Annotated in this window: 22 protein-coding genes; 17 read left to right on the forward strand and 5 right to left on the reverse strand. The window is 65.8% G+C overall.

Translation table 11 applies throughout. The features are described from left to right. Positions 1-260 precede the first annotated feature (260 nt). Positions 261-1,010 (reverse strand): cyclic nucleotide-binding domain-containing protein, encoded by a 750-nt coding sequence (locus P0645_RS18975; protein ID WP_284166118.1) that lies wholly within the window; start codon positions 1,008-1,010, stop codon positions 261-263. Between the two features lie 185 nt (positions 1,011-1,195). Between P0645_RS18975 and P0645_RS18980 the strand changes: the two genes are divergently transcribed. Genes P0645_RS18980 through P0645_RS19020 form a run of 9 tightly spaced genes read left to right on the forward strand, consistent with a single transcriptional unit; the run spans position 1,196 to position 10,751 of the window. Next, on the forward strand, positions 1,196-1,720 hold the full coding sequence (locus tag P0645_RS18980) for a hypothetical protein (RefSeq protein WP_284166119.1): 525 nt from the start codon (positions 1,196-1,198) through the stop codon (positions 1,718-1,720). 12 nt (positions 1,721-1,732) lie between these two features. Next, on the forward strand, positions 1,733-3,910 hold the full coding sequence (locus P0645_RS18985; RefSeq protein WP_284166120.1) for a NosR/NirI family protein: 2,178 nt from the start codon (positions 1,733-1,735) through the stop codon (positions 3,908-3,910). A gap of 11 nt (positions 3,911-3,921) precedes the next feature. Then, entirely contained in the window at positions 3,922-5,874 is a 1,953-nt protein-coding gene (gene nosZ, locus P0645_RS18990; RefSeq protein ID WP_284166121.1) for a TAT-dependent nitrous-oxide reductase, read from the forward strand. Next, positions 5,874-7,202, forward strand: coding sequence for a nitrous oxide reductase family maturation protein NosD (locus tag P0645_RS18995; RefSeq protein WP_502855318.1), 1,329 nt, complete (start codon positions 5,874-5,876; stop codon positions 7,200-7,202). The genes nosZ and P0645_RS18995 overlap by 1 nt, the downstream gene beginning before the upstream one ends. Next, positions 7,168-8,064 (forward strand): ABC transporter ATP-binding protein, encoded by an 897-nt coding sequence (locus P0645_RS19000; RefSeq protein WP_284166122.1) that lies wholly within the window; start codon positions 7,168-7,170, stop codon positions 8,062-8,064. The genes P0645_RS18995 and P0645_RS19000 overlap by 35 nt, the downstream gene beginning before the upstream one ends. Next, the gene (locus P0645_RS19005; protein ID WP_284166123.1) at positions 8,061-8,882 is read left to right on the forward strand and encodes an ABC transporter permease; all 822 of its coding nucleotides are present in this window, start codon (positions 8,061-8,063) and stop codon (positions 8,880-8,882) included. Before P0645_RS19000 ends, P0645_RS19005 begins: the two co-directional genes overlap by 4 nt. After that, positions 8,879-9,436, forward strand: a complete 558-nt coding sequence (locus tag P0645_RS19010; protein WP_284166124.1) for a nitrous oxide reductase accessory protein NosL — start codon at positions 8,879-8,881, stop codon at positions 9,434-9,436. The genes P0645_RS19005 and P0645_RS19010 overlap by 4 nt, the downstream gene beginning before the upstream one ends. A 4-nt stretch (positions 9,437-9,440) precedes the next feature. Then, positions 9,441-10,334 (forward strand): FAD:protein FMN transferase, encoded by an 894-nt coding sequence (locus P0645_RS19015; RefSeq protein WP_284166125.1) that lies wholly within the window; start codon positions 9,441-9,443, stop codon positions 10,332-10,334. A 15-nt stretch (positions 10,335-10,349) separates the two neighbouring features. Next, positions 10,350-10,751: a c-type cytochrome gene (locus P0645_RS19020; protein ID WP_284166126.1), complete on the forward strand. Its 402-nt coding sequence runs from the start codon at positions 10,350-10,352 to the stop codon at positions 10,749-10,751. An 88-nt stretch (positions 10,752-10,839) separates the two neighbouring features. Here the strand turns inward: P0645_RS19020 and P0645_RS19025 are convergent, their stop codons facing one another. Then, positions 10,840-11,523 (reverse strand): hypothetical protein, encoded by a 684-nt coding sequence (locus tag P0645_RS19025; protein WP_284166127.1) that lies wholly within the window; start codon positions 11,521-11,523, stop codon positions 10,840-10,842. Between the two features lie 489 nt (positions 11,524-12,012). On the opposite strand from P0645_RS19025, the gene P0645_RS19030 reads away from it, so the two are divergent. Both P0645_RS19030 and P0645_RS19035 read left to right on the forward strand, forming a co-directional pair. Then, positions 12,013-13,305: an AAA family ATPase gene (locus P0645_RS19030; RefSeq protein ID WP_284166128.1), complete on the forward strand. Its 1,293-nt coding sequence runs from the start codon at positions 12,013-12,015 to the stop codon at positions 13,303-13,305. A 12-nt stretch (positions 13,306-13,317) separates the two neighbouring features. Beyond that, positions 13,318-14,433 carry a ParB/RepB/Spo0J family partition protein gene (locus P0645_RS19035; RefSeq protein ID WP_284166129.1) on the forward strand — a complete coding sequence of 372 codons (1,116 nt, stop codon included), beginning with the start codon at positions 13,318-13,320 and terminating at the stop codon, positions 14,431-14,433. Between the two features lie 36 nt (positions 14,434-14,469). On the opposite strand, the gene P0645_RS19040 is transcribed toward P0645_RS19035, so the two are convergent. Genes P0645_RS19040 through P0645_RS19050 form a run of 3 tightly spaced genes read right to left on the reverse strand, consistent with a single transcriptional unit; the run spans position 14,470 to position 17,666 of the window. Next, complete coding sequence (locus P0645_RS19040; RefSeq protein ID WP_284166130.1) at positions 14,470-15,633, reverse strand: ATP-binding protein; 1,164 nt, start codon at positions 15,631-15,633, stop codon at positions 14,470-14,472. A 48-nt stretch (positions 15,634-15,681) separates the two neighbouring features. After that, positions 15,682-16,566: a recombinase family protein gene (locus P0645_RS19045; protein ID WP_284166131.1), complete on the reverse strand. Its 885-nt coding sequence runs from the start codon at positions 16,564-16,566 to the stop codon at positions 15,682-15,684. 56 nt (positions 16,567-16,622) lie between these two features. Continuing rightward, on the reverse strand, positions 16,623-17,666 hold the full coding sequence (locus P0645_RS19050; protein ID WP_267635165.1) for a tyrosine-type recombinase/integrase: 1,044 nt from the start codon (positions 17,664-17,666) through the stop codon (positions 16,623-16,625). 182 nt (positions 17,667-17,848) lie between these two features. Here P0645_RS19050 and P0645_RS19055 point away from each other — a divergent pair, with 182 nt between their 5' ends. The 6 genes from P0645_RS19055 (at position 17,849) to P0645_RS19080 (ending at position 24,895) form a co-directional block, all read left to right on the forward strand. Continuing rightward, complete coding sequence (locus P0645_RS19055; RefSeq protein ID WP_284166132.1) at positions 17,849-18,889, forward strand: hypothetical protein; 1,041 nt, start codon at positions 17,849-17,851, stop codon at positions 18,887-18,889. A 330-nt stretch (positions 18,890-19,219) separates the two neighbouring features. Continuing rightward, positions 19,220-19,807 carry a toxin-activating lysine-acyltransferase gene (locus P0645_RS19060; protein ID WP_284166133.1) on the forward strand — a complete coding sequence of 196 codons (588 nt, stop codon included), beginning with the start codon at positions 19,220-19,222 and terminating at the stop codon, positions 19,805-19,807. Positions 19,808-19,945: 138 nt separating this feature from the next. Continuing rightward, positions 19,946-21,052 carry a hypothetical protein gene (locus tag P0645_RS19065; protein WP_284166134.1) on the forward strand — a complete coding sequence of 369 codons (1,107 nt, stop codon included), beginning with the start codon at positions 19,946-19,948 and terminating at the stop codon, positions 21,050-21,052. Continuing rightward, positions 21,049-21,489, forward strand: coding sequence for an alpha/beta hydrolase family protein (locus P0645_RS19070; protein ID WP_284166135.1), 441 nt, complete (start codon positions 21,049-21,051; stop codon positions 21,487-21,489). Before P0645_RS19065 ends, P0645_RS19070 begins: the two co-directional genes overlap by 4 nt. Continuing rightward, a complete protein-coding gene (locus tag P0645_RS19075; RefSeq protein ID WP_284166136.1) occupies positions 21,486-22,571 on the forward strand; it encodes a hypothetical protein in 1,086 nt (361 codons plus the stop codon). Before P0645_RS19070 ends, P0645_RS19075 begins: the two co-directional genes overlap by 4 nt. Continuing rightward, complete coding sequence (locus tag P0645_RS19080) at positions 22,568-24,895, forward strand: calcium-binding protein (protein WP_284166137.1); 2,328 nt, start codon at positions 22,568-22,570, stop codon at positions 24,893-24,895. The genes P0645_RS19075 and P0645_RS19080 overlap by 4 nt, the downstream gene beginning before the upstream one ends. The last annotated feature ends 43 nt before the right edge of the window (positions 24,896-24,938 follow it).

Raw genomic sequence — 24,938 nt, forward strand, 5'->3', positions numbered from 1 at the left:
CGCTGTCGCCCTCGCCGCCACCGTCATGTTCTGGCTTTGAGGTTCAATGAGTCTGGACCCTAGGTTGATGCTGCTCCTCTGGCCGTTTGCCACTGCCGCTGTGGCAATCAACCTGTTCCTTCTGGGCCTGATAGGCCTAAGCCTGGGTCTGCCCGCCACATCGCCCGTCACGGCCCTTTGGGCATCGCTACCCCTTGGACTTCCCGCCACCTGGTCTGCAGCTCGCTGGGTCGAACGGCTGATCGCCGAGGCCGAACGCGTCAACCCGGCAGAAGCGCCGGCCCGGGAAGGCTGACCCCGCCGCTGATCCTGTCCGGGTCTGGCCCGTCGATCAGCACATCCGGCGGGCACGCCGCCATCAGCCGGGCGCGGTTGGTGATCGTCACGGTCTGGCCCTTCACCGACACCCCCTCCGCCTCCAGCGCCTTCAGAGTGCGCGACAGGTTTTCCGGCGTCATCCCCAGGTACGAGGCCACCAGCCGCTTTTCCACCTGCAACACGAACCGGTCGGCGCCCCCGGCAAGCTGCGACTGTTTCAGCAGGTAACACGCTATCCGCTCCCGCGAGGTCCGCAGTTTCAGGTTCTTGGCGTGCCGCGCCATCGACCGGAAGGCCCCCGCCAACTCGCCCACGATGGACACGGCAAACTCGGCATCATTGCGAAAGATCGACCGCAGGTCTGACGCAGGCACCAGCAGCAGCCGCGAGGGTTCCAGCGTCCGGGCCGACATGAGGTAGGGCAGGTCGCGGATACACGCGGCCAGAATGAAGGTTCCCACCGGCTGGATCACAGCCATGGTGGTGCTGCGGCCCTGCCAGTAAGCAAAAAGCTCGACGCTGCCCTCGACGACGACATGCAGGAAATCGGCGCGCTCGCCCTGGTGGATCAGGGTCAGCCCGGCAGGAAAGCGCTGCGCATAGGCCGCCTGCATCAGCGCAGCAAAGTTGGCCTGCAGCATGTTGCGAAACAGGGGCAGCTGCCGGATTTCCGCAAGGTCTTCGGGGCGCATCTGGGGTCCTCTTTGAATTGACGCTTCTCAGGCTCCGGACTGAAGGATGTCAATTGCAGGGGTGCCTTCTGAGCCCCCTGCGGCAGGCAGCCGCAGCTAACCAAAGTCAAGGAATACGGCGGCCACATACCGCAGGGTCACTGTCAGAAACCGAAAGAAGATCAGGCGACCGGGTCTTTCGCCATTTGATCTTTATCAATGCCGAATCCGTTCCCGGCGGGCAGACAGCGACCATGCAGCGAATCCTCCACATCTTGTCTTGCTACGTGCTGGCCCTGTCGCTCGCCCTCTCCGGGCCGGGCGTCGCAGGACCGGTGAAAGGCGCGATGCTGGTCGAACTTTGCGCCGATGGCAGCGTTCAGCAAATCTGGCTCGACACCGATGGGAACCCGGTTCAACCCGCCAAGTCCCACGCCAAATGCCTAGATTGCCTTCTGTTTTCCGCGCCCTTGCCAGACACAACCACAGTCACGCTGGCCTTTGGCCCCCTGCGCTCACCCGAATGGTCGGCTCTGCCGGGTGCGCCTGAAACGACCCCGGCCGCTCATCTTCGCCCAATCCCCCGCGGCCCCCCGGCTGCGGAAAGCGAAGCTGAGCGCCTTGGGGACCTGCGCCCTCTGATCCGGTCCCTGCACCTGTCGGCCCTTGCATCGCTTGATCCTCATCAAGCTGCACGCGCCCCGGTGACCGATCCTCGGGCGATCCTCTGAAAGCGCCCGAGCATGATCCTACCCCGCCTCCTCTCCCTCCTCCTGCCGCTGGTCCTTGCCGCACTGCCCGCCTTGGCCGAGCCGGTGCTGCCACAATTCCTGGACAAGGTCCCTGCAGGTGACCTCGTCTCCGGGGCCGATTCCTACGGCCCGATGCAGGACGACCCGCCCGTCGCGCCAGTGCTGAAAGGCGGCGAAGTCGTGGGCTGGGCCTTTGTCACCAGCGATTTCGTGTCGACCACCGGCTATTCCGGCAAGCCCATCCATACTTTGGTTGCTGTGGACCTGGATGCGCATGTGACGGGCGTGAAGCTGGTCAAACACTCCGAACCCATCGTGCTGATCGGCATCCCGCAGGCCAAGATGGACGCGATGGCGGCGGGCTATATCGGCCTTGACCTCGTGGCAGAGGCACAGTCGGGCGGCACGGCGCATGACGTCGACATCATCTCGGGCGCGACGGTCACGGTGATGGTGATCGACGACAGCATCGTCCGCGCGGGGCTGAAGGTGGCGCGGGCGCTGGGGCTGGGCGGGCTTGCGCCGGATGCCGCGCCGACGGGCCCGCAGTTCGAGTTGAACCCCGATGCCCCCGCCGCGCCCGACTGGATGACGCTGGAAGGCGACGGCTCACTGCGCCGCCTGTCGCTGGACGTAGGCCAGGTGAACGCGGCCTTTGCCGCCCTGGGGGATGACCGCGCCACGGAACGCGCCCTCACCGAAGCGCCCGAAACCACCTTCATCGAGATGCAGACGGCCCTTGTCTCGCACCCTGCCATTGCCCGCGCGATCCTCGGCGAAGGCGAGGCCGCGAACCTCATGGGGTCGCTGAAACCCGGCGAACATGCCATCGCGATCATGGGGCGCGGGATCTACAGCTTCAAGGGGTCGGGCTATGTCCGGGGCGGCATCTTCGACCGGATCGTGCTGATCCAGGACGATGTCTCCGTGCGCTTCCGCGACAAGATGCACAAGCGCCTTGTCGCCGTCGCCGCCGAGGGCGCGCCCGAATTCACCGAGACCGACCTCTTCCGCATCCCACCCGACGTGGGCTTTGACCCGACGAAACCCTTCCGCATCCAGCTGCTGGTGCAGCGCGAAGTGGGGCCGATCGAGAAGCTGTTCACCACCTTCGACCTGGGCTACCAGCTGCCTCAGCAATACCTGCGCGCCGTCGCGCCCGAACCTGTGCCCGAAGCCGTGGCCGAAGTGACGACGCAGGACGAAACCGCCGCGCATCAGGCGCTGTGGATGCGGATCTGGTCCGACAAGCGGGTGGAAATCACCCTCACCGCCGCCCTTCTGGCCGTGCTGACGCTGGTCTTCTTCTTCCAGGGCCTGGCCACCCGCAACGCCCGCGCCTTCTTCTGGTTCCGCATGGGGTTCCTCACGGTCGTGCTGGTCTTCCTTGGCTGGTATGCCAATGCACAACTGTCCGTCGTCAACCTGATGGCCCTTTTCGGTGCGCTGGTCAGCGGGTTCTCGTGGCAGGCCTTCCTTCTGGACCCCCTCACCTTCATCCTGTGGTTCTCGGTCGCGGCCGCGCTCCTGTTCTGGGGCCGCGGCGCATATTGCGGCTGGCTTTGCCCCTTCGGTGCGCTGCAGGAGCTGACCAACCGCATCGCCCGCGCGCTGCACATCCCGCAATGGACGCTGCCCTGGGGCCTGCATGAACGCCTCTGGCCGCTGAAATACATGATCTTCCTCGGCCTCTTCGGCGTCAGCCTGATGAGCATCGAGCAGGCCGAACACCTGGCCGAGGTCGAGCCGTTCAAGACGGCCATCGTCCTGAAATTCGTCCGCGCCTGGCCCTTCGTCGCCTATGCGCTGGCGCTGCTGGCCGCGGGGCTTTTCGTCGAGCGGTTCTATTGCCGCTACCTGTGCCCCCTTGGCGCAGCGCTGGCGATCCCCGCGCGGATGCGGATGTTCGACTGGCTGAAGCGGTATCGCGAGTGTGGCAACCCCTGCCAGACCTGCGCGCATGAATGTCCGGTGCAGTCGATCCACCCGACGGGCGAGATCAACCCGAACGAGTGCATCAATTGCCTGCATTGCCAGGTGCTGTACCAGTCCACGACCAAATGCCCGGTCGTGATCAAGAAACTGAAGCGGCGCGAGACGGCGGCCGCCAGCCCGGCCCGGGACCTCTCGGGCCATCCGAACCACAAGCAACCCCAACCAGCAGAATGAAAGGACAGACCATGTCTGAACGACCGAACACGGGGATTTCACGCCGCGGCCTTCTGGGCGCCACGGCAGGCGGCGCGGCGCTGGCAGGCGCCCTTGGAGGCCGACTGGCGCTCGGCACCGGCGCAGGCGTTGGCGCGCTGGCGCTTGGCACCTCGGCCGCAGTGGCCCAGGCGGCGGAGGGGTTCAACGTCGCCCCCGGCCAGCTTGATACGCATTACGGCTTCTGGTCCTCGGGCCAGACCGGGGAAATGCGCATCCTGGGCATCCCGTCGATGCGCGAGTTGATGCGGGTTCCGGTGTTCAACCGCTGCTCGGCCACAGGCTGGGGCGAGACCAATGAATCGGTCCGCATCCATCAGCGCACGATGAGCGATAAGACCAAGAAGCTGCTCGCCGCCAACGGCAAGAAGGTCCATGACAACGGAGACCTCCACCACGTCCACATGTCGTTCACCGACGGCAAGTACGATGGCAAGTACCTGTTCATGAACGACAAGGCCAACACCCGCGTTGCCCGGGTCCGCGCCGACGTGATGAAGTGCGACGCCATCCTGGAAATCCCGAACGCCAAGGCGATCCACGGGATGCGGCCGCAGAAGGCTCCCTTAACCAAGTACATCTTCTGCAACGGCGAGGATGAGGCGCCGCTGGTCAACGACGGCACCACGATGCAGGACGTGTCGACCTACGTGAACATCTTCACCGCCGTCGATGCCGAGGCGATGATGCCCGCCTGGCAGGTGATGGTGTCCGGGAACCTCGACAACTGCGATGCCGACTACGAGGGCAAGTGGGCGTTCTCCACCAGCTACAACTCCGAAATGGGGATGACGCTGGCCGACATGACCGCTGCCGAGGCGGACCATGTCGTCGTCTTCAACATTGCCGCCATCGAGGCCGCCGTCGCGGCGGGTGAGGGGCAAGAGCTGAACGGTGTCCGCGTGCTGGACGGGCGGAAAGAGGCGAACAGCCAGTTCACCCGCTACATCCCGATCCCGAACAACCCGCACGGCTGCAACATGGCGCCCGACAAGGTGCACCTCTGCATCGGCGGCAAGCTGTCGCCCACGGTCACGGTGCTGGACGTCACCCGCTTCGACGCCCTCTTCAACGACAACGCCGACCCGATGACCACCATCGTGGCCCAGCCCGAGCTTGGCCTTGGGCCGCTTCACACTGCCTTCGACGGTCGCGGCTTCGCCTATACCTCGCTGTTCCTCGACAGCCAGGTGGTCAAGTGGTCCATCGCCGACGCGATCAAGGCCTATGCCGGTGAGGCCGTGGACCCGATCAAGGACAAGGTCGACGTGCAGTACCAGCCCGGCCACCTGAAGACCGTGATGGGCGAGACGTCCGAGGCAGAGAACAACTGGCTCGTCTGCCTGTGCAAGTTCTCGAAGGACCGCTTCCTGAACGTCGGGCCGCTCAAGCCCGAGAACGACCAGCTGATCGACATCTCAGGCGACAAGATGGTCGTGGTCCATGACGGCCCGAACTTCGCCGAGCCGCATGACGCCATCGCGGTGGCGGCCAGCAAGGTCAACCCGCTGTCGGCCTGGAACCGGCAGGACCCGATCTGGGCCGAAACCCGCAAGCAGGCCGAGGCGGACGGGGTGAACCTCGACGATTGGCAGGACATGGTGATCCGCGACAAGGACGACCCGAAGAAGGTGCGCGTCTACATGTCGTCGCAGGCCCCTTCCTTCGCGCTGGAAAGCTTCACCGTGAAGGAAGGCGACGAGGTCACGGTGATCGTCACCAACCTTGATGACATCGACGACCTGACCCACGGCTTCACCATGGGCAACCACGGTGTCGCGATGGAAATCGGGCCGCTGGCGACCGCATCCGTGACCTTCACCGCCGCCAATGCCGGGGTCTACTGGTACTACTGCCAGTGGTTCTGCCACGCCCTGCACATGGAGATGCGCGGGCGGATGTTCGTGGAACCGACCGGGGCCTGATGCCGATGCGTGCCCTCGCCCTTCTCATGTTCCTGACGACGCCCCTCTGGGCGGCGGACGTGCATGTCCAGCCGGGCGCGGGCACGCTGGCCACCGCCATCGCCGGGGCCTCACCCGGCGATGTGCTGATCCTTTCCGGCGGGGCCTATCTCGGCCCCGTCACCATCGACCGGACCCTGACCCTGCGGGGCGACGGGTCTGCCACCATCGACGGGCAGGGACAGGGCACGGTCATCACCATCACCGGCGACGATGTCGTGCTGAGCGGCCTTCACGTCACCGGATCAGGCACCGACAATCAGGCCATCGATTCCGGGATCAAGGTGGTCAAGGGCGCCGACCGCGCGCGGATCGAGGGCAACCGCCTGACCGACAACATGCACGGAGTGGACGTGCATGGCGGCCTTGATACCGTGGTGCGCGGCAACGTGATCGAAGGCCGCCAGAACCACCGCATGAACGAACGCGGCAACGGGATCTATGTCTGGAACAGCCCCGGCACGGTGGTCGAAGGCAATACGGTGCGCTGGGGCCGCGACGGGATCTTCTCGAACGCCTCCAAGAAGGGGACCTACCGCAACAACACCTTCCGCGACCTGCGCTTTGCCGTCCACTACATGTACACCCACGACAGCGAGGTCTCGGGGAACATCTCGATCGGCAACCACCTGGGCTTTGCCATCATGTTCTCGGACCGGGTGACGGTGACCGACAACCTCTCGCTCGGCGACCGCGAACATGGGGTGATGCTGAACTTCGCCAACGGCGCCGACGTGGCCGGAAACCTGGTCCGCGGCGGCACGAAGAAATGCCTCTTCATCTACAACGCCCACAAGAACCTGATCTTCCAGAACCGCTTCGAGGGCTGCGGCATCGGCATCCACTTCACCGCCGGGTCCGAACGCAACCTGCTGACCGAGAACGCCTTCATCGGCAATCAGGAGCAGGTGAAATACGTCGGCACCCGCTTCATGGAATGGAGCCACGAGGGCCGCGGCAACTTCTGGTCCGACCACCCGGCCTTTGACCTGAACGGCGACGGCATCGCCGATGGCGTCTACCGCCCGAATGACCTGATGGACCATATCCTCTGGTCCCAGCCCGCCGCCGCCCTTCTGACCGGTTCCCCCGCCGTGCAGCTGGTGCGCTGGTCGCAGTCCTCGTTCCCGGCGATCCTGCCGGGCGGCGTGACCGACAGCCACCCGCTGATGCAACCCCATACCATCCCCGTCCCGTCCGACATCGCTGCCCTTGAGGCCAGTGTCGCGGGCCGTTGGAGCGAAGGCCAGTTCGATGACCTCGACCTTGACGATCTCGGATCTCACTAAGCGCTTCGGCGATGTGGCGGCCCTTGCGGGCGTCAGCCTTTCGGTCGCGCCCGGCGAGCGGGTGGCGCTTCTGGGCCACAACGGCGCGGGCAAGTCCACGCTGATGAAGATCATCCTCGGCCTGATCCCGATGTCCTCCGGCAAGGTCACCATCTGCGACGCTGCCCCCGGGTCCGCCGCCGCCCGCGCCGCCGTGGCCTACCTGCCCGAAAACGCCGCCTTCCACCCGGCCCTGACGGGGCTTGAACAGACGCGGCACTACCTGCGCCTGCGGGGCGAAGACCCGGGCCTTGCAATGGGCCTGATGGAGAAAGTCGGCCTCGGCCCCGCCGCCCGCCGCCGCATCGGCACCTATTCCAAAGGGATGCGCCAGCGCGTGGGCCTTGCGCAGGCCCTCATCGGTCACCCCCGCCTTCTGGTGCTGGACGAACCCACCTCCGGCCTCGACCCCGTCTCGCGCCGTGAGTTCTACGCGCTTCTCGACGAGCTTGCTGCGCAGGGGTCTTCGATCCTCCTCTCCTCCCACGCCCTGACCGAGGTCGAGGCCCGGACCGACCGCATCGTCATCCTGTCCAAGGGGCGGCTGGTGGCCGAAGGAACCCTGGCCGACCTCCGCCGCCGTGCCGACCTGCCGGTGACGCTGCATGTGACAGCGCGGAACGGCTGCGCCAGCGACGTCGCAGCGCAGCTTCCCGGTGCGATCCTTGTCGACGGCGCCCTGCACATGACCTGCCCGCAATCGGCCAAGCTGGAAACGATGGGCCGGATCGCCGCCCTTGGGCCAAAGGTGGCAGACCTCGACGTCCTGCCCCCCAGCCTTGAGGACCTTTACGCCCATTTCAGCCAAAGGGGCGCGCCATGACCCGCATCCTCTCCACCGCCCTGACCGAATTCCGCATCGCGCTCCGCAACCGCTGGGTCGCCATCGCGCTGGTCCTGATGGCGGTCTTCTCGCTCGTCCTGTCGCTGGCCGGTTCCGCCCCCACCGGCGGCCTGGGGATAGACCGCCTGTCCGTCGCCGTCGCCTCGCTGACCTCTCTGTCGGTCTACCTGATCCCCCTCCTCGCCCTGCTGATGAGCTTCGACGCCATCGCGGGCGAGGCCGAACGCGGCACCCTGCCCCTCCTCCTCGCCTACCCCATCGCGCGCGAGGAAATCCTGATCGGCAAGCTTCTGGCCCATCTTGCCATCCTCACCCTCGCTGTCCTTCTTGGCCACGGAATTGCCGCCGCCGTCGCCCTCTGGACCGACGAGAACGCGCTCGACGGCCTTCCCGCGCTGGCCCGGCTCAGCTGGTCCTCCGTACTGCTCGGGGCCACCTTCCTCGGCGCGGGCTACGCGCTGTCCTCCCTGTCCCGCCGCCCGTCCGGCGCGGCTGGCCTCACCATCGGCCTCTGGCTCGGCCTTGTCGTCCTTTACGACCTCGCACTCCTCTCGGCGATCGTGGCCGACAACGGCGGCTGGTTCACGATCCACGCCTTCCCCATCGCCCTTCTCGCCAACCCCGCCGATGCCTTCCGCCTCTTCAACCTTACCGCCTCCGGCGCCACCGCCGCCGCCGCTGGGGTGGGCGGGGCCGCCGATGCCATCCCGCTCTGGCAATCGCTGACCTCGGTCCTCCTCTGGCCCCTCGCAGCGCTTGCCATTGCCGCCGCCGCCTTCCGAAAGGTCACCCCATGAAACGCGCGCTTCTCCTCGCCCTCGCCCTTGCCGCCTGTCAGGAAGAGGCGGCACAGAACACCGACCCGCTGCCGCTCACCCCGGAAACAGTGGGCCATTTCTGCCAGATGAACCTTCTGGAGCACGAGGGCCCCAAGGCGCAGGTCCATCTGGACGGGCTGCCCGGGACGCCTCTCTTCTTCAGTCAGGTCAGCGACTTGGTCGTCTACCTGCGCCTGCCGGAACAGTCGGCCACCGTACTGGCGGTCTATGTCAGCGACATGGGGGCCGAGGGCGCGACCTGGGCCGAACCAGGCATCGCCAACTGGATCGACGCTCGCACCGCGCATTACGTCGTAGGCGCCGCCGTCGAAGGCGGGATGGGCGCGCCGGAAGTGGTGCCCTTCGCCGACCCCGCCGAAGCACAGGCCTTTGCCGCCGAAAAGGGCGGCGTGGTCATGGCGCTGGATGACATCCCCGACGATGCCGTTGCCGCCCCCCTGTCCGAAGCCGCGACAGGTGAGGATGACTATGCCCGCCGCCTGAAAGCCCTGTCCGACACACCCGAAGGCTAAGCCCATGCTGACCCGCCGCCGCTTCATCGCCATCTCGGCCGCCCTTGCGCCGTCGCTGGCCCTGGCCGACACCCGCCTGCACGTCGAAACCGGCATCGCGCTGGGGGCGAATGTCACCCTCAGGCTTGACCACCCCGAGGCCCCCCGCCTCGCCGCCCTCGCCATGGCCGAGATCCGGCGGCTGGAGAAGATCTTCTCGCTCTACCTGCCCGACAGTGCGCTGTCCCGCCTGAACCGCGATGCGGTGCTGAAGGCTCCTCCCTTCGAGATTCTGGAATGCCTCTCCATCGCGGGCACCGTTCACCATGCCAGCGGCGGCCGCTTCGATCCGACCGTGCAGGCCCTTTGGGCCGCCCATGCGCGCGCGACCGTACGCGGCCAGCCTCTGTCAGACAGCGAACGAACCGCAGCGCTGGCCCTGACCGGCTGGCAGGGCGTGACCCTGTCGCCCGGGGCGGTCGTGCTGCGTCCGGGCATGGCGTTGACGCTGAACGGCATTGCACAGGGCTACATCGCCGACCGGGTGGCCGCCCTTCTGGCCAGCCACGGCCTGACCCGCGCCCTGATCGACACCGGGGAAATGGTCGCCCTGCCCGAAGGTGACTGGCCGGTGACCCTGCCCTCGGGCGACAGCCTTCCCCTAGGCGGGCGCGCCCTTGCCACCTCGGCCCCGCTGGGAATGACCTTCGGCGGCGATGGAGGGACCAGCCACATCCTGAATCCGGCCACCGGATACCCCGCCCTCGCCCGTTGGCGCGGCGTCACCGTCTCGGCCCCCTCGGCCGCTCTGGCAGACGCTCTTTCTACCGCCGCCTGCCTGATGGAAGTCAAGGAAGACATCCGCGCCCTGTGCGACCGCTTCCCCGTAACAACCCTCGAATCCGCCGTCACTATCTAGAAAAGGACCCCACCGATGATCCGTCTCCTACCTGTTCTGGCGCTTCTCCTGGCCACCCCGGCCCTTGCCGCAGACCCGCATGAGGGCGAGGAGGACTTCAAGAAGTGCAAGTCCTGCCATTCGATCACCGCCCCCGACGGGACGGAAATCCAGAAGGGCGGCAAGACCGGACCGAACCTTTGGGGCATCATAGGCAACCCGGTCGCCTCGAACCCGGATTTCAAGTATGGCGACGGAATCCTTGCCGCAAAGGCCGCAGGCGCCGTCTGGGATGAAGCCGCCATTGCCACCTATCTCGCCGACCCGACAGCCTGGGTGAAGACCGCCTCGGGTGATGACTCCGCCAAGTCGAAGATGAGCTTCAAGCTGACCGCCGGGGGCGAGGATATGGCCGCCTATCTGGCCACGCTCAAGTAAACGATACCCCTGCCCGTCCCTTTGATCGGGGCGGGCAGCACTTTCGCTTCAACCAGCGTCAAACAGACTTGGGGCCATCTCGGCATCCTCAGGAAACCACTCGAACATCGCGGACGGTCGGGTCGATCCTTCGCAGCGCTCCAAGCACCCGGTCCTTCAGATTGGCACCGACATAGTTGGCGTGGAAGCGCGTGGGCGCGGCAAGCGTCAGGCAGTTCGCCTCGTGGCCGGACTGGACGAGCACATGCAGCCAGGCCGAATAGCTCGCCGCGTCTTCTTCGCAAAGCACAGCCTGCGCATCTGCCCAAAGCGTCCCGTCTGAAACCGGAGACGCCACAGGCCGCAGCGGCACCACATTCGTCTCCCCCTGCCCCACTGGCACCTGCGTCGGATCCAGCCGGGCGATGAAGTCTTCGCCGATCAGCGGCCAGGCCGGGCGCGTATCCTCCAGCATCCGGTTCAGGTCCATGCCATAGACACTGACCCGCCCCCGCGCGCCCTGTCGCTTCAGCACCAGCCAGCCCTGCGCCCGCAGCCGCGCCATCTCTCGCTTCACGGTGCGGTCGTCCACCGACCAAAGCCGCGCGATCTCACCCTGCCCCATGGTCAACTCGTCCCGCTGCCAGTTGTAGCGCGTCGTGATCAGCGCCATGATGCGCAGGACCTGCCGCTGGATGTGCTTGTCCTTGGACAGCGCAAAGGCCATCAGGGCCGAGAGGATATCGTATTTGCGCGACGCCGCCTCGCGCCCGACGGGGCGGGCAAGCTGCATGTCTCTCTCCTGTCCATCGCCAGGGGTCCTTGTGGTCCCCCTTCTGCCTCATCCGGTGCGGGCCCTTGTGGCGGGCACGTCATCGGGAAAGAGCCGATACTCAACGCTCTTCCCCTCTTGTTGCCCATTTGCGTCCACAAATCCGATTCTGTCAAGGGCAGCCAGGAAACCGGGCTCTTGCTCCCCAAATCCATTTCGAAGAAATCGGGTATCAATGGTTTACGGGGACGCTCTGCTTGTCCCCCATTGCGGGGAATTTGTCCCCCAATATGCTGTAGCGGCTGGCAGTCTGTCCCCCATATGTCCACCCCGGCCAAGGACGGCCCCCCTGCCCCGCCCTCCTGGCCGATTCGCCCCCAACCCCTTGCCACCGGGCCTGAATCTTCCCCGCGGGGAAGGTGCGCCCCAAGTCTAACTTCGGTTTTGCATTCCTGGCAAATCCGGCGTATTTCAGTAAATCATAAGAATTTACGTTCCAACGAGGCGCGCATGTACACGCACGAAGACCTTGCCCGGCTGCAGGCCCAGTCGCTCAAGATGCAAAGCTGGATCCGCCAGCAGACCTTCAGCCCGGAAAACCAGAAGACCCTGCGCCGCTTTTCTTCGTGGGAGGTGGCCGAGCTGATCTTCCAGATTAACCAGTCCACCTTCCGCGGCCGCCTTGCTGCCGAGCCGGACCTTCCCGGCGGGGAAGTCGAACCCGACGGCCGCCAGCGCTGGTTCTCGCTCGACGAGATCAACGCCCTCCGGCGCAAGATGAAGATCAACCGCAAGACCCTGATGCCCCCCCGCCCCGCGGGGAAGCGTGCCTTCCGGGCCGCCGTTGCCAACTTCAAGGGCGGGGCGGGCAAGTCCACCGTCGCGCTTCACCTGGCCCACGCCGCAGCCCTTGACGGCTACCGCGTCCTCCTCGTCGACTTCGACCCGCAGGCGACCCTCTCCCACTCCATGGGCCTGACCGACGTGGCCGAGGACTACACCGTCTGGGGCATCATGGCCCGCGACCTCATCCGCGAGACGGACCGGATGAACGCCGCCGCCACCGGGGCGGCCAGCGGCACCGCCCTGCCCCGCCGCACGATCCCCGCCTCGATCCGTGACCTTGGCCTCGGGGAGCTCCGCCACAACGACTTCATCAAGCCGACCTCCTGGTCGACCATCGACATCGTCCCCTCCTGCGCCAACGCCGCCTTCGTCGAGTTCGCGTCGGCCCAGTACCGCCACCTCAACCCCGAATGGTCCTTCTTCGCTGCCGTCTCGCGCTACCTCGACAGCCTTGGCGACGACGACTACGACCTCATCCTCTTCGACTGCCCGCCCGCCATCGGTTACCAGTCGATGAACGCGGTCTTTGCCGCCGACATGCTCTACATCCCCTCCGGCCCCGGCTACTGGGAGTATGACAGCACCACCAGCTTCATCGGCCAGCTCTCCGAGGCGCTGGAGGACCTCTCCGGCTTCGGCCCGACCTTCCCCGCGGGGAAGGTTTCGCTCCCCAAGGCCTTCGCCGACATCCGCTTCCTGATGACCCGGTACGAGCCCGGCAACGACCTCCACCGTGCGATGTTCGAAGCCTTCCGCAAGGTTTTCGGCCCACATGTAGCCGAGCACCCGATCGAGATGACCCGCGCCGTCGAACAGTCCGGCCGCTTCCTCTCGTCGGTCTACGAGATCGACTACCGCGAGATGACGCGCGAGACCTGGCGCCGCGCACGGGCCAGCTTCGACCGCGCCTATGAGGAATTCAAGGGCAGCGTCCTGGCCGCCTGGGACAAGATCTGAGGGGGGTAGCCCATGACCAAGAAGCGCCGCATGTTCGACATCGACCTGCCGGAAGACGCAGGCATCGCCCCCACTGAAACCTTCCCCGCGGGGAAGGTTTCCGAGCCACCAGCCCGTCGCGGCCCGATGGCCACAGCCATCTCCGAGACCGCCGACGCCACCCGCGAACGGCAGGAGATCGAGGCCCTGATCCGGTCCGAGAACGACGCCCTGGCGCACGAGCATGTCCGGCTGAAGCGCCTGGGGCTCGTGGTCGAACTGGTCCCGCTGGACCATGTCGAGATGACCAAGCTGGTCCGTGACCGTAAGAAGGGCCAGGACTTCGAGCTTGCCGAACTCAAGGCCTCGATCGCCGAACTGGGCCTGTCGAACCCGATCCGGCTGGAGGCCCGCGCCGATGGCCGGTTCGAGCTGATCCAGGGCTACCGTCGTCTGTCGGCCTACCGCGAGCTTCTGGCCGAGACCGGCGACACCGACCGCTTCGGCCAGATCCCCGCCGCCGTGACCCAGCCGGGCGAGGATCTTGAGGCGCTCTACCGCAAGATGGTGGACGAGAACCTGGTTCGGAAGGACATCTCCTTCGCCGAGATGGCGATGCTGGCGCTGGATTATGCCGCCGATCCGGGGACTGCGGTCACCGACCCGGACAAGGCGGTGGCGGTCCTCTTCAAGTCGGCCGGCTATCAGAAGCGCAGCTACATCCGCACCTTCATGACGGTGGTCGACCGGCTTGGCAGCGACCTGGAGTATCCCCAGGACATCCCGCGCTCGCTTGGTCTGGCGCTGGCCCGCAGGCTGGACGAGGTGGACGGGTTGGTGCCGCTGATCCGGGCCGAGTTGAAGGGCTGGGAGAACCGGAGCGTCGCGGACGAGCTGTCCGTCCTCCGGCGCTTTGCGGGCGAGGTCGAGGAAGGGGTAGGCTCTGCGGCGGCACCGTCTCCGGCGCCACGGTCGGACAAGCCCGCCAAGGCGAAGACCAGCTTCCAGTTCGACCGCAAGGAGGGCAGGGGCAAATGCGTGGCCGCGGTCGGCAAGCTTGAGGTCCAGCTTGACCGCGACTTCACTACCATCGACCGGCGGCGGCTGGAACAGGCCGTGCGGCTGATGCTGGACCAGCTGGACGGGTAGGGCAGGGCGGGAATCTTCCCCGCGGGGAAGGTTTACCTACACCCCTTGCAGCAGGGCGATGGCGACTGAAAGGGGCAGGGCGCGCGTGTCTTCGCTGGCGGGGACTTCGCGCGTTCCGGCATAGACCAGCAGTTTCCGGGTCGCCCCGATGTCCGCCGCCGCGATGTGAAACCCGCGCGACAGCTTTGGTGCGGTGGCGCGCTTGATCTCGATGGCCCAGACCTCCCCGCCGGGAAGCCGCAGGATCAGGTCCAGTTCGGCCCCCGCCGAGGTGCGGTAGAAGTAGGGTTCGGTCCCTGCCGGGGCAGCGGCGATCAGGGTTTCAAGGCAGAAGCCTTCCCAGCTGCCGCCGGTGACGGGATGGCCCAGCAGGGCCTCCAGCGTGCCAAGGCCAAGCAGCGCATGAACCAGCCCGCTGTCCCGGACATAGACCTTGGGCGACTTCACCAGCCGCTTGCCCGCGTTCTCATGCCAGGGCTGCAGGCGACGGACCAGCATCAGGTCGACCAGAAGGTCCATGTAGCGCCCGATGGTCTGGCCCGAAACGCCCAGCCCCTCGGCCAGCGCCGCCGCGTTCAGGAGGCCCCCCTGGGCATGGGCCAGCATGGTCCAGAACCGCCGCAGCGTGGCCACCGGGATGCGGGGGCCCAGGGCCGGGATGTCCCGCTCCAGATAGGTGCGCAGGAAGTCCTCGCGCCAGGTCAGGCTGGCCCGGTCGCTGGCGGCCTGAAAGCTGTCGGGAAAGCCGCCGCGCAGCCAGAGGTCGTTCAGCCGGTCGGCCCCGACCTCGTCCAGCTGCAGGGGCGGCATCTCGACATAGCGGACCCGACCCGAGAGGGATTCTGCCGACTGGTGCAGAAGCACGTTCGAGGCCGAGCCCAAGAGCAGGAACTGTCCTGTCCGCAACCCCTTGCGCCGCCGGGCGTCGATCTGTCCCCGCAGGGAAGCAAAGAGGCCCGGCATCTGCTGGACTTCGTCCAGGATCACCAGCTTGCCAGACTGTTCGTCGAGGTACAGGTCAGGTTCCGCCAGCACCCCCCGATCCGCCTCGCGTTCAAGGTCAAGATAGACCGAGGGCCGTCCTTCGGCGATGTCCAGCGCAAGGGTCGTCTTGCCAACTTGCCGCGGCCCAAGCAGGACGACTGCCGCCTGTTCGTCAAGGGCCGAGAGGACGGTCTGGAAGGATCTGCGCGGGTACATAACTTGCAAATACTCCATCCTGTGGAAGATTTGCAAGGATAGATGCCGTCAAACCAGCAGCCCCAGCTTCTTCGCACGCCCCAGCAACATCTTGACCGACGAGGTCTGCCAGCTGGTCCGCCCGCGGGGCGTGCGCTCGCGCATTGCTTCCAGTCGGGTACAGATTGCCTGAAGCGTGATGTCGGGGTCCGCGCCCTTGATGGCGGCGACTATGGCGGGCAGACGGTCGTCGGTTTCGCGGCGACCGGCGCGGTCGAGGACCGTCTCGGGCAGAAAGCCGTCGCGGACATAGGCATTCACGGCACGTAGCAAGCGGCTTTGCGTCCATTGACGCTCTCGGGGCAGGGGGCCGTTGACGATGCGCAGCACGTCCTCCCAGGCCATATCGGGGCGCAGGCGGCGGACATGGGGCACCCAATCCTGCGCCGTCTCGTTCAAGCGTCCCATGTAGCCGTCCTGCCGCGCCAGCCGCACCTTGCGCAGCGCCACAGGGTCCTTTGCGCGCAGGCCCGGGTTGCCCCCGACCCGCCCTTCGCTGCGCGCGCTGGCCAGCCCGGCCTTGGTCCGTTCGCGGATCAGGGCCCGCTCAAACTCTGCCGCGGCACCGAGGACTTGCAGGGTGAACCTTCCCTGCGGGGAAGACGTGTCGATCGGGTCCATGAGCGAGCGAAAGAAGGCCCCCTGCGCCTCCAGCTGCTCGATGACCTCAAGCAGGTGTGAGAGCGACCGCGCCAGCCGGTCGATGCGTACGACGACCAGCGTGTCGCCCTTGCCGATCCGGTCCAGCACGCGGGCCAGCACCGGCCGCGCGCGGCTCCCGCCAGAGGCCTGTTCCTCATGGATCTCTGCGCAGCCGGCGGATTTCAGGGCCTGCGACTGGGGCAGGGGGGTTTGATCCTCGGTCGAGACGCGGGCGTAGCCGATCAGGGGCATCAGAACAGGCCGCTTGCAATTTCATATGTTGCCAATAAACGACCGTTTGGCCTCGATCAGTCGCCAAGCAGGTCCGCCGCCGGGTTCTCGCTGATCTCGACATCGGCATAGTATTTCTGGGCCTGAACGGCCGAGCGATGCAGGCTCAGCTTCATGGCCGCGGCCAGAGGCGCACCGTCCAGCGCGGCTTGGGTCAGGAAGCCTGCACGCAGCCCGTGCGGCGTGGCGTAATCCTCTGGCAGGCCCGCCAGCCGCAGCCGGTGCCGCAGGATGGTCCGCAGCGCATCCGAGGCCAGGCGGCGGGGCAGGGGGCGGTCAGAGATACTGACCGGCCGGAACAGCGGGCCGGTTCTCAAACCCGTTACCTCCAGCCAATGGACCACGGCCCGCGCTGCCCGTCCCTTCAGCGGCAGTTTCGGCGCCTGGTCCTTCTTGGTCGTCTTGGTCTCCAGAAGCCGGATCCACAACAGGCCTTTGGTGGCAAAGTCATCGCGGCCTATGTCCTCCACGTTCAGGGCAGACACTTCCGACCGGCGCCGCCCACCCGAGCCGAAAGCCAGCATCAGCATCGCCCGGTCCCGGATGCCGCGATGGGTGTCGTCGCAGGTGGCCAGCAGCGCCTCCAGGATGTCGCGGGTCACGGGTTTGGGCGATTTGGGCGTGCGGGGCCGCGCGTTCGCCCTGCGCGCCTTCTGCCGGGCCTGTTGCACCAGGGGCGCCGAGAAGGGAGAAGCCAGATTCCGCATGCGGTGGAAAGCCTGCCAGCTGGCGATGCGCCGATCCAGTGTGGCCGGCGCAGGACAAGTGAGCGCGACCCTGAGGCCAATCGCGTTCAGTTCAAGTGCGACGTCCTGGGCGGAGCCGGGCTTGCCGGTCAGGTCCTGGGCATGGTCCAGGATGAATCGCAGGGCGACTTTCTCGTCCTCGGGCCAGCTCAGCGGCCGTCCGAACGCTGCCATCTTCCAGGCGGCGATATAGGCCAGGTCGCGCTCCCAGGCGCGCAGAGTGTTAGGCGGCGTGCCGCGCCGGTAGAGGTCGCTCAGTGCGGCTTCGTCGGCATCCGACAATTGGGCGTAGGCGGGCAGGACAAGTGTGGTCATGGAGGCCGTTCTGAGCGGATTTCTTGGATCAGAATGCGCTGGACTCGGGCAGGTTTCAATAGTCATGATAAGGCGGACTTATCGTGATTAATCGGCATTTGCAGAAATCACTTGGGTAATGCGCAGAATTACAGAATAAAGACCATATGAAGCGCGGTAGACCAATCTCTGCTGAAGAAGACATGGTTCACGATCGTGGGCCCTACGATCCTGATCCGGTGGCAGAGCAGGATCTGTGGTTTCTGCCGGGCGACGGGGTCGAGGATGACGGGCTGCCGCCCGGGCCCCGGGCCGAACGGGTGCGGCTTTTCGATCCGGGCGTCTGGCAGGCAGCGCAGGACCAGCTGTCGCGCCCGCTTGCCGAGCTTGCGGCTCTCTTCGGCGCGTTGGACGAGCGGCTGCGCGGCGCGCCGGAGGGCTGGCACCAGCGGCTGGCGCTTCTGGAGGTGGCCGATCTTGGCTGGTGGACGGGTGACCGGATCGCCGCCGACCGGCTGGCGCTGTGGGTCGGGCTCAGGCTTGGCGCGACGGGCGAGGATGCGCAGGCCGTCATCCGGGCGGGCTGGGCGGTGCGGCACCTGTCGGCCGGGCCGGGCCCGTCGGACGGTGGGTGGGACGCGGGGCTGGCGGCCTTTCTCGGCCGGACGACAGCAGAAGGAGAGCACCCCGAAAGCCTGGCCGATCTGGCCGACCTCATGGCCGATACCGCCGCACTTCATCCCGTCACGCAAGGCGCGATGCTGTTTCACGGCTGGCGGATGCTGGGTCCGGAGCGGGCAGGGCAGGGGGCGACGATCGACGTGGAGGCCGCGGTTCTGGCCGCGCGGCATGCTGCCGGGGCAGGGCGGGGCGGGGCGCTCTTCCTGCCGCTCGCGCTCACGGGACCGACGGCCCTGCGCGCGACCGGGACCGAGGCGGAGCGGCTCGGCGCCTGGATCGCCGGGGCCGCCCAGGCCACGCAAGCCGCGCTCCTGCAGCTTGACCGCTTGCGCGTCTGGGACGCACGCGCACGCACCGCGACCACGGATCTGTCGGGCCGCACCCCGCCCGCGTTGATCACAGCCCTGGCCGCCTGGCCGATGATCTCGGCGCCACTGGCCGAAGCGATCACCGGCGCCAGCCGGGCGGCCGTGCAGCGCAACCTCGACAGGTTCGCCGCACGCGGCCTGATCCGCGAGGTCACAGGGGCCGGGCGCTACAGGGTCTGGGCGGCCGCGGTGTGACAGGCACGCGGCCTCCTGAACACCGTCCGCTGCCGTCCTCCAGATGACGTTGTGGCGCCTTGCTGATCTGTTTCCGATCGGCCGGGAATTGTTTCCACAGATGTGCCGGATTTTGGTTAATGACATTTTGACCGGCGGTCATCTTTATCCTAGGTTGCATTTTGCAGGTCGCGCCCTCAACCAAGGGCTGCGGCCTTCGTTATGCCGATCACACGTGTCAGGGGTTGCCTTTCTTGTCATCAGTTTCCGGCGCCCTCCCTTCCCTCAATCATACCGGTACGGCACCCGCGCGGGCTCGCCTCCGAGCCCTGTTCTGAAAGGATCAGCCCGATGTCCAAGACCAAGGAAACCACCGCCCCGCAGACCTCCGACGCGGTCAACGGCACCGCCGCGCCTGCGCTCAGCCCCGAGGTACTGGCGAAAATCCAGGAGCTGCGCACCCAGGTCCGCGAAAGCTTTGGCCAGGTGGTGATGGCGGTGATGAACCTGCCGCGCTACCGGCATCAGTCGCTGGGCGACCTGGCGCAGATGGTGCTGGAGCCCTTGATCCGCGACCGGATCGCCATTGCGCGGCCGGCGAAGGAAGAGCCGGGCACGTTGAGTGACATCGCGGGCTTTGCGATCTGGGCCTCGGTCAGCGAGGAGGCGGATGCGAAGATCCGCGACCAGATCAAGTCGGCCACCTTCCCGATCCGGCTGAAGCCCGAGGACTGGCAGTCGGGGTCGATCAATTGGCTTCTCGACGTGATCGCGCCCGACCGCAAGACAGCGGGCCGGGTGATCGCCAACTTCCGTCAGGTCGTGAAGGAGGGCGAACTCAGGATGCATCCGCATGTCGTCGGGCTCATAGAGAAGGAAATGCTGGAGAAAATCACGGCCAACGCGGCGAAGTTGAAAGAGTCGGCCAAGACCGACTGAGCGGGCGCAAATCCTGGGAAGGCCCAGTTCGGGCCTTCCCGATGCAGAATGCCGAGGAAGGGCCAACGTGATACCAGAACTGCTGCCATTGATGCCGGGGTTCTTCCCGGTCTCTGTTCCCGGCGGGGGGATCGTCGCGTGAGGCTTGCGCTCAAACTCCTCGCGCTTGGGCTCGTCTTGCTGCTCGCGGTTCCCACGGCGATCTTCTGGCCACTTTCCTCGTATTTCTGGCAGGGAGTGCTCTATGAGGTGGGTCTCGGCATTCTGGTTGGCGTGGTCACCGAACGCTGGCACCAGCAGATGGTCGTGACCATTGACACGCCCTCGGGGTCGGTCAGCGGCAGCACGGTGCAGGCCATTCGCTGGGAGGGGAGTTGGAAGGAAGAAGGACAGCTCGGGGGGTTCTCCGCGCGGGGCGAGGCGGTTGCGTTCGAGGTGGCGCCGGGCCGTTGGCTCTTTGCGCTTCTGGATGGCAGGCCAGGTTTCAATCTCGCCTATGCCGTTTCCGCAGAGCAGAGCCGCTTCAGCTCTCACGAGGCGATGGATCTGATCAAGGCGCTGCCGGAGGAAGAGCCGGTCGTGCTGCCGCGCGAGGTCTGGCCGCGGCTGGTGACCTTCGACGACGTCGCCGACCCCAAGACCGTGCGGCGGGTGGACCCCGACGATCTGGATGCGACCTTCGGCTGCGACCGGGGCCTGACGGCGGCGGAGGCGCCCTGGCGGGCCGAGGGGCGGACCTGGGCCTCCTGGGCCTGGGAACAGGGCTACCGGCAGGAGGCGGCGCGCGCGGCGGCGGAGGCCGGGATCACCGGCGATGCGGCGGCGGCTTTGGTGGAGTTCGCCTGGATCACGCGGCCGGATCACGACTGGTTCGAAGGTTATGAGGCGCGGCGCGATGCGCTGAAGACACGCTTCACGCGCGAGGAGGCTGCGCGCTGGACCGAGGCCTGGGCGGCACAATCGAAGCTGCGCGGGCCGCGCTCCGGCCCCTACCCGTTCCAGACGCTGATCCCCACCCCGACCGAGCGCGCCGCCCCCCACGGCGGCCCCTGTTACAGGTTGACAGACGTCACCCTCGCCGTGACCGACGCGCCGGTGACAGAGGGCAAGGTGGAGGCAGTGTTGGGGTGGTTCTCAGAATACGAAAACCTCCAGTTAGATGGTAATCGGTACAGATCGATAAAGTCATCTTTCCCATTTGCAAATGGACTGAACAGGTTGGATTTCAAGAGGAATATCAAATGACTGTCTCCGAAAAAGACCTACTCCTCGCCATCCTGTCGATGGACGCCTACAACCGTGGCTACGGCGCCGGCATTGGCGATGGTGTCAATGTCGATGCCAAAGGAAATGACATTGACGGCCTTGGTCAAATCGGTTCGACCGTCGGGTCGGCGCGTGTCATCAACGACGACGTGTCTGAAGCGGCTCAAGCCGCCGGTTTCTACGCCGTCGCCTATGACACGCCCTACGGCACGGTCATTTCCTACCGGGGCACGGATTCCACTCCCCTCAGCGATACGAACACCGACCGTATTCACGGCTGGGGCATCGGCGTCGGTAACTTCATGCGCGAGCAGGCGCGGCTCGCGTCCGAGTTCCCCGACGCCGTCCAGGACGACACCAAACCCGGCTCGGTCATCTTCACCGGCCACTCCCTCGGCGGCGGGATCGCGGCATGAGGCGTGTGCGGAAGATCCTAGCATGGGTGCTTGCAGCGGTCGTTGGCCTGCCGGCTCTGGCGGTGGGCGCGATCCTCTGCTGGTTCTGGTGGAATACGTTCACCGCCGCCTGGCACCAGCGCCTGACGCTCACCGTTGACACACCTCGGGGCGAGGTGAGGGGCGAGGTGGTGTACGCGGTGCGCCTCATGCTTATCCCCAAGATACTCCCTGACGCCGGCCGAGGTGGCTATGACTTGCGGGGTGAGGCGCTGGTGATGGAGACTGCGCCGGGCCGCTGGCTCTTCGCGCTGCTGAAAGGCGGGGGCGAACTCAACCTGGGGGTGGCGGCAAATGGCGGCCCGAGCGACATCGTCCAGGCGTCGGAAGAGGCAGCGGCGCTGGTTCTTGCGCTGCCGAAGGATCAGCCACAGACGGTTGCGCGGGGCCAATATCCGCTTCTCGTCACCTTCGACGATATCGCCGACCCCAAGACCGTGCGGCGGGTGGACCCCGACGATATGGATGCGACCTTCGGCTGCGACCGGGGCCTGACGGCGGCGGAGGCGCCCTGGCGGGCCGAGGGGCGGACCTGGGCCTCCTGGGCCTGGGAACAGGGCTACCGGCAGGAGGCGGCGCGCGCGGCGGCGGAGGCCGGGATCACCGGCGATGCGGCGGCGGCTTTGGTGGAGTTCGCCTGGATCACGCGGCCGGATCACGACTGGTTCGAAGGTTATGAGGCGCGGCGCGATGCGCTGAAGACACGCTTCACGCGCGAGGAGGCTGCGCGCTGGACCGAGGCCTGGGCGGCACAATCGAAGCTGCGCGGGCCGCGCTCCGGCCCCTACCCGTTCCAGACGCTGATCCCCACCCCGACCGAGCGCGCCGCCCCCCACGGCGGCCCCTGTTACAGGTTGACAGACGTCACCCTCGCCGTGACCGACGCGCCGGTGACAGAGGGCAAGGTGGAGGCAGTGTTGGGGTGGCTGGACGACATCTGGCCCAACAGACTCGATGGGCGGCGCTACGAAACAATTGATGCCACGGAGCGATTCGCGAATTCGCTTAGTGCAAATTCATTCTCGACGGAGATAGCCCGATGACCGTATCAGAGAAAGAGCTTTTCCTCGCTCTCTTGTCGATGGACGCCTACAACCGGGGCTATGGGAGCGCCATCAATGACGGTGTTAACCTCGATGAAAGAGGAAATGACATTGACGGCCTCGGCGGTATCGGGTCGGCAATAGGCAGTGCAACTGTCATTCAGCAGTCGGCAACAGAGGCAGGTACACCTGGTGTCGCCGCCGGCTTCTACGCCGTCGCCTATGACACGCCCTACGGTACGGTCATTTCCTACCGGGGCACAGATGGCTTGAACCCACTCGGCGGCTACTATGGCGGCAGCGACGCAATACATGGCTGGCCAATCGGCGGTGGCTTCACTGGTGAGGGCGGAGGGGCGCAGCCGGACCAGCTGCCCCTGTCGCTCGACTTCCTTCAAAGCGTTCAGGCCAGCACCACGGGCGGTTTGACCCTCACCGGCCATTCCCTCGGCGGCGGGCTGGCCGGTCTCTGGTCTCGGGTCCTGGGCCTGCAGGCGACCATATTCGACCCGATGTCCTACCTTTCCGCCAGCGACAGCTTGCTCAAGCACAGCGGCCGCGAGGCGTCAGATATGGCGGGCGGCTATTTCATGCCGGGCGAAACACTGGGGTCAGTCTTGAGGCCTACCGGATATTTCTCAGAGCGGGACAACACGAATTATCCGTGGTTGAAAGATGCGGGCCTGACCGACGCTGAGACGAACCTAGCGCATGTTCCATCTAGCCTCCTCCCCGGATTAACGTTACACAGTATGGCTGGGCTGGTTTTGCAGCTGTTTTCAGACAAGGAGGAGCTGTCGGAAAACTGGGCTTCGATCCACCAGGAGGTGTTCAGAGCGCTCTTTGGAAATAACGCCGCAGACGCAATCAGGCCCGCAGACGAAAGCCGTTTCCACGAGGGGTTCATTGCGGAGAATCTTCTGCGCGCGGTTGCCTATTCTGTACTGGACAGCGACACGCTGGTTTTCGGCAGCGTGGGGGCCAGGGCGATGTTCGACGACCTGTCGGACCTCGGACTGGCCGTCAAGACCAACGCCGAGTTCGCAAGGGAAATCGAAAGCCTGCCATCAAACCCGATGCTACAGGGCGGATTTCGCCAGGCGATAGCCGAGACGGTCGTGCAGTTTGCGGGCCTGATGGCGCTGCGCAAGATCGAAGCCGGAGCAACGGGCCAGACGAGCGGGTACGATGCTCTGCAGGGCATCCTGAGTTTTCTGACCGACGGTCAGCGGAATGAAGATCCGACCACCCGCGAGGGCGAGATACTGGTACTCGACCTGGGATCCGACATTTGGGATCTCACGGAGAACAACGAAAGCGCATCGCCAACCAAGGCGCCGATCCTGATGACCGCCTGGCTCGACGCGCTCCTGGCGTCCCAGGCGGGCGGATCGGAAGATGAGATTCTCGAAGCGCTTTTCGGGGTGCCCGAGGCGCTTCATGGCTGGACGGAAGCGGGTCTTGCCGGACGTTATGTCGATGGCGTGCAAATCAGAACGGTTGCCGGTTCCGGCCCGGTCAAGCTTTCGCAAGAGGATGTGGGAAGTACCGAGGCGAACCGTGCGAGCCTTTTCTTCGGTGCGGAGGGTGCAGATAAGGTCGAAGGGTCAGGGTTCAACGAGATATTTGTACTCGGAGCCGGCGACGACGAGGTCTATGCGGGTGGCGGGTCGGACGTTCTGTTCGGGGGTGAAGGGTCGGACCGGTTCACCGATCTCTTCGCGGCAGATGCGGCGAGCGGCTTGCCGGAAGGTGCCCGCTATCGCGATGTCATCGTCGGTATCGATCTTGCCCAGATCAACCCAGGAAACACCGATGGCAATCTTCGCTACGAGGCCGAAGATTTTCTGAGATGGCGGCTTTCGGAGACGGGCTCAAGCTACTTCGGTGTCGACCTGTCGGAAACGAACGAGGTGGTCTTTTCCGCCGCCCTATCAACCGATCAAGCGCCGGACTACGCAACCAGGGGTCTCGAGATCGCCGATCTCAAGCTGGGCACCGTGGGTGCCATCGAGGTTGTCGAACTAACCATCGACAATCTGAATGCGACTGAAGAGGATCGCCGTCGCATTGAGGCACTGTTCGGCATTCAGAAGATCACGCTCTCGGAGCGGGCGGACGTTGCGAAGATTACAGACGACTGGCTGAAGGTTCCGCTGGTTATCGACTTTGGTTCCTATGCGCCGGGCGAGGTGACAGAGGCGGACTATGATCATGTTTCGCTGGAGCCTTTGCAACGTGGCGCGACCGTCATAAACGGATTAATAGACACGATCGCAGGACAAGGCTCTGGTAGTAGCCCCTTTAGGGTCAGGACCCATTAATCGGCTTGAGGCTGCCCGGCCTGCGTGATTCAAGCTCCCAAAC

The sequence above is a fragment of the Frigidibacter sp. SD6-1 genome (assembly GCF_030143255.1).
Classification (GTDB): Bacteria; Pseudomonadota; Alphaproteobacteria; order Rhodobacterales; family Rhodobacteraceae; genus TMP-24.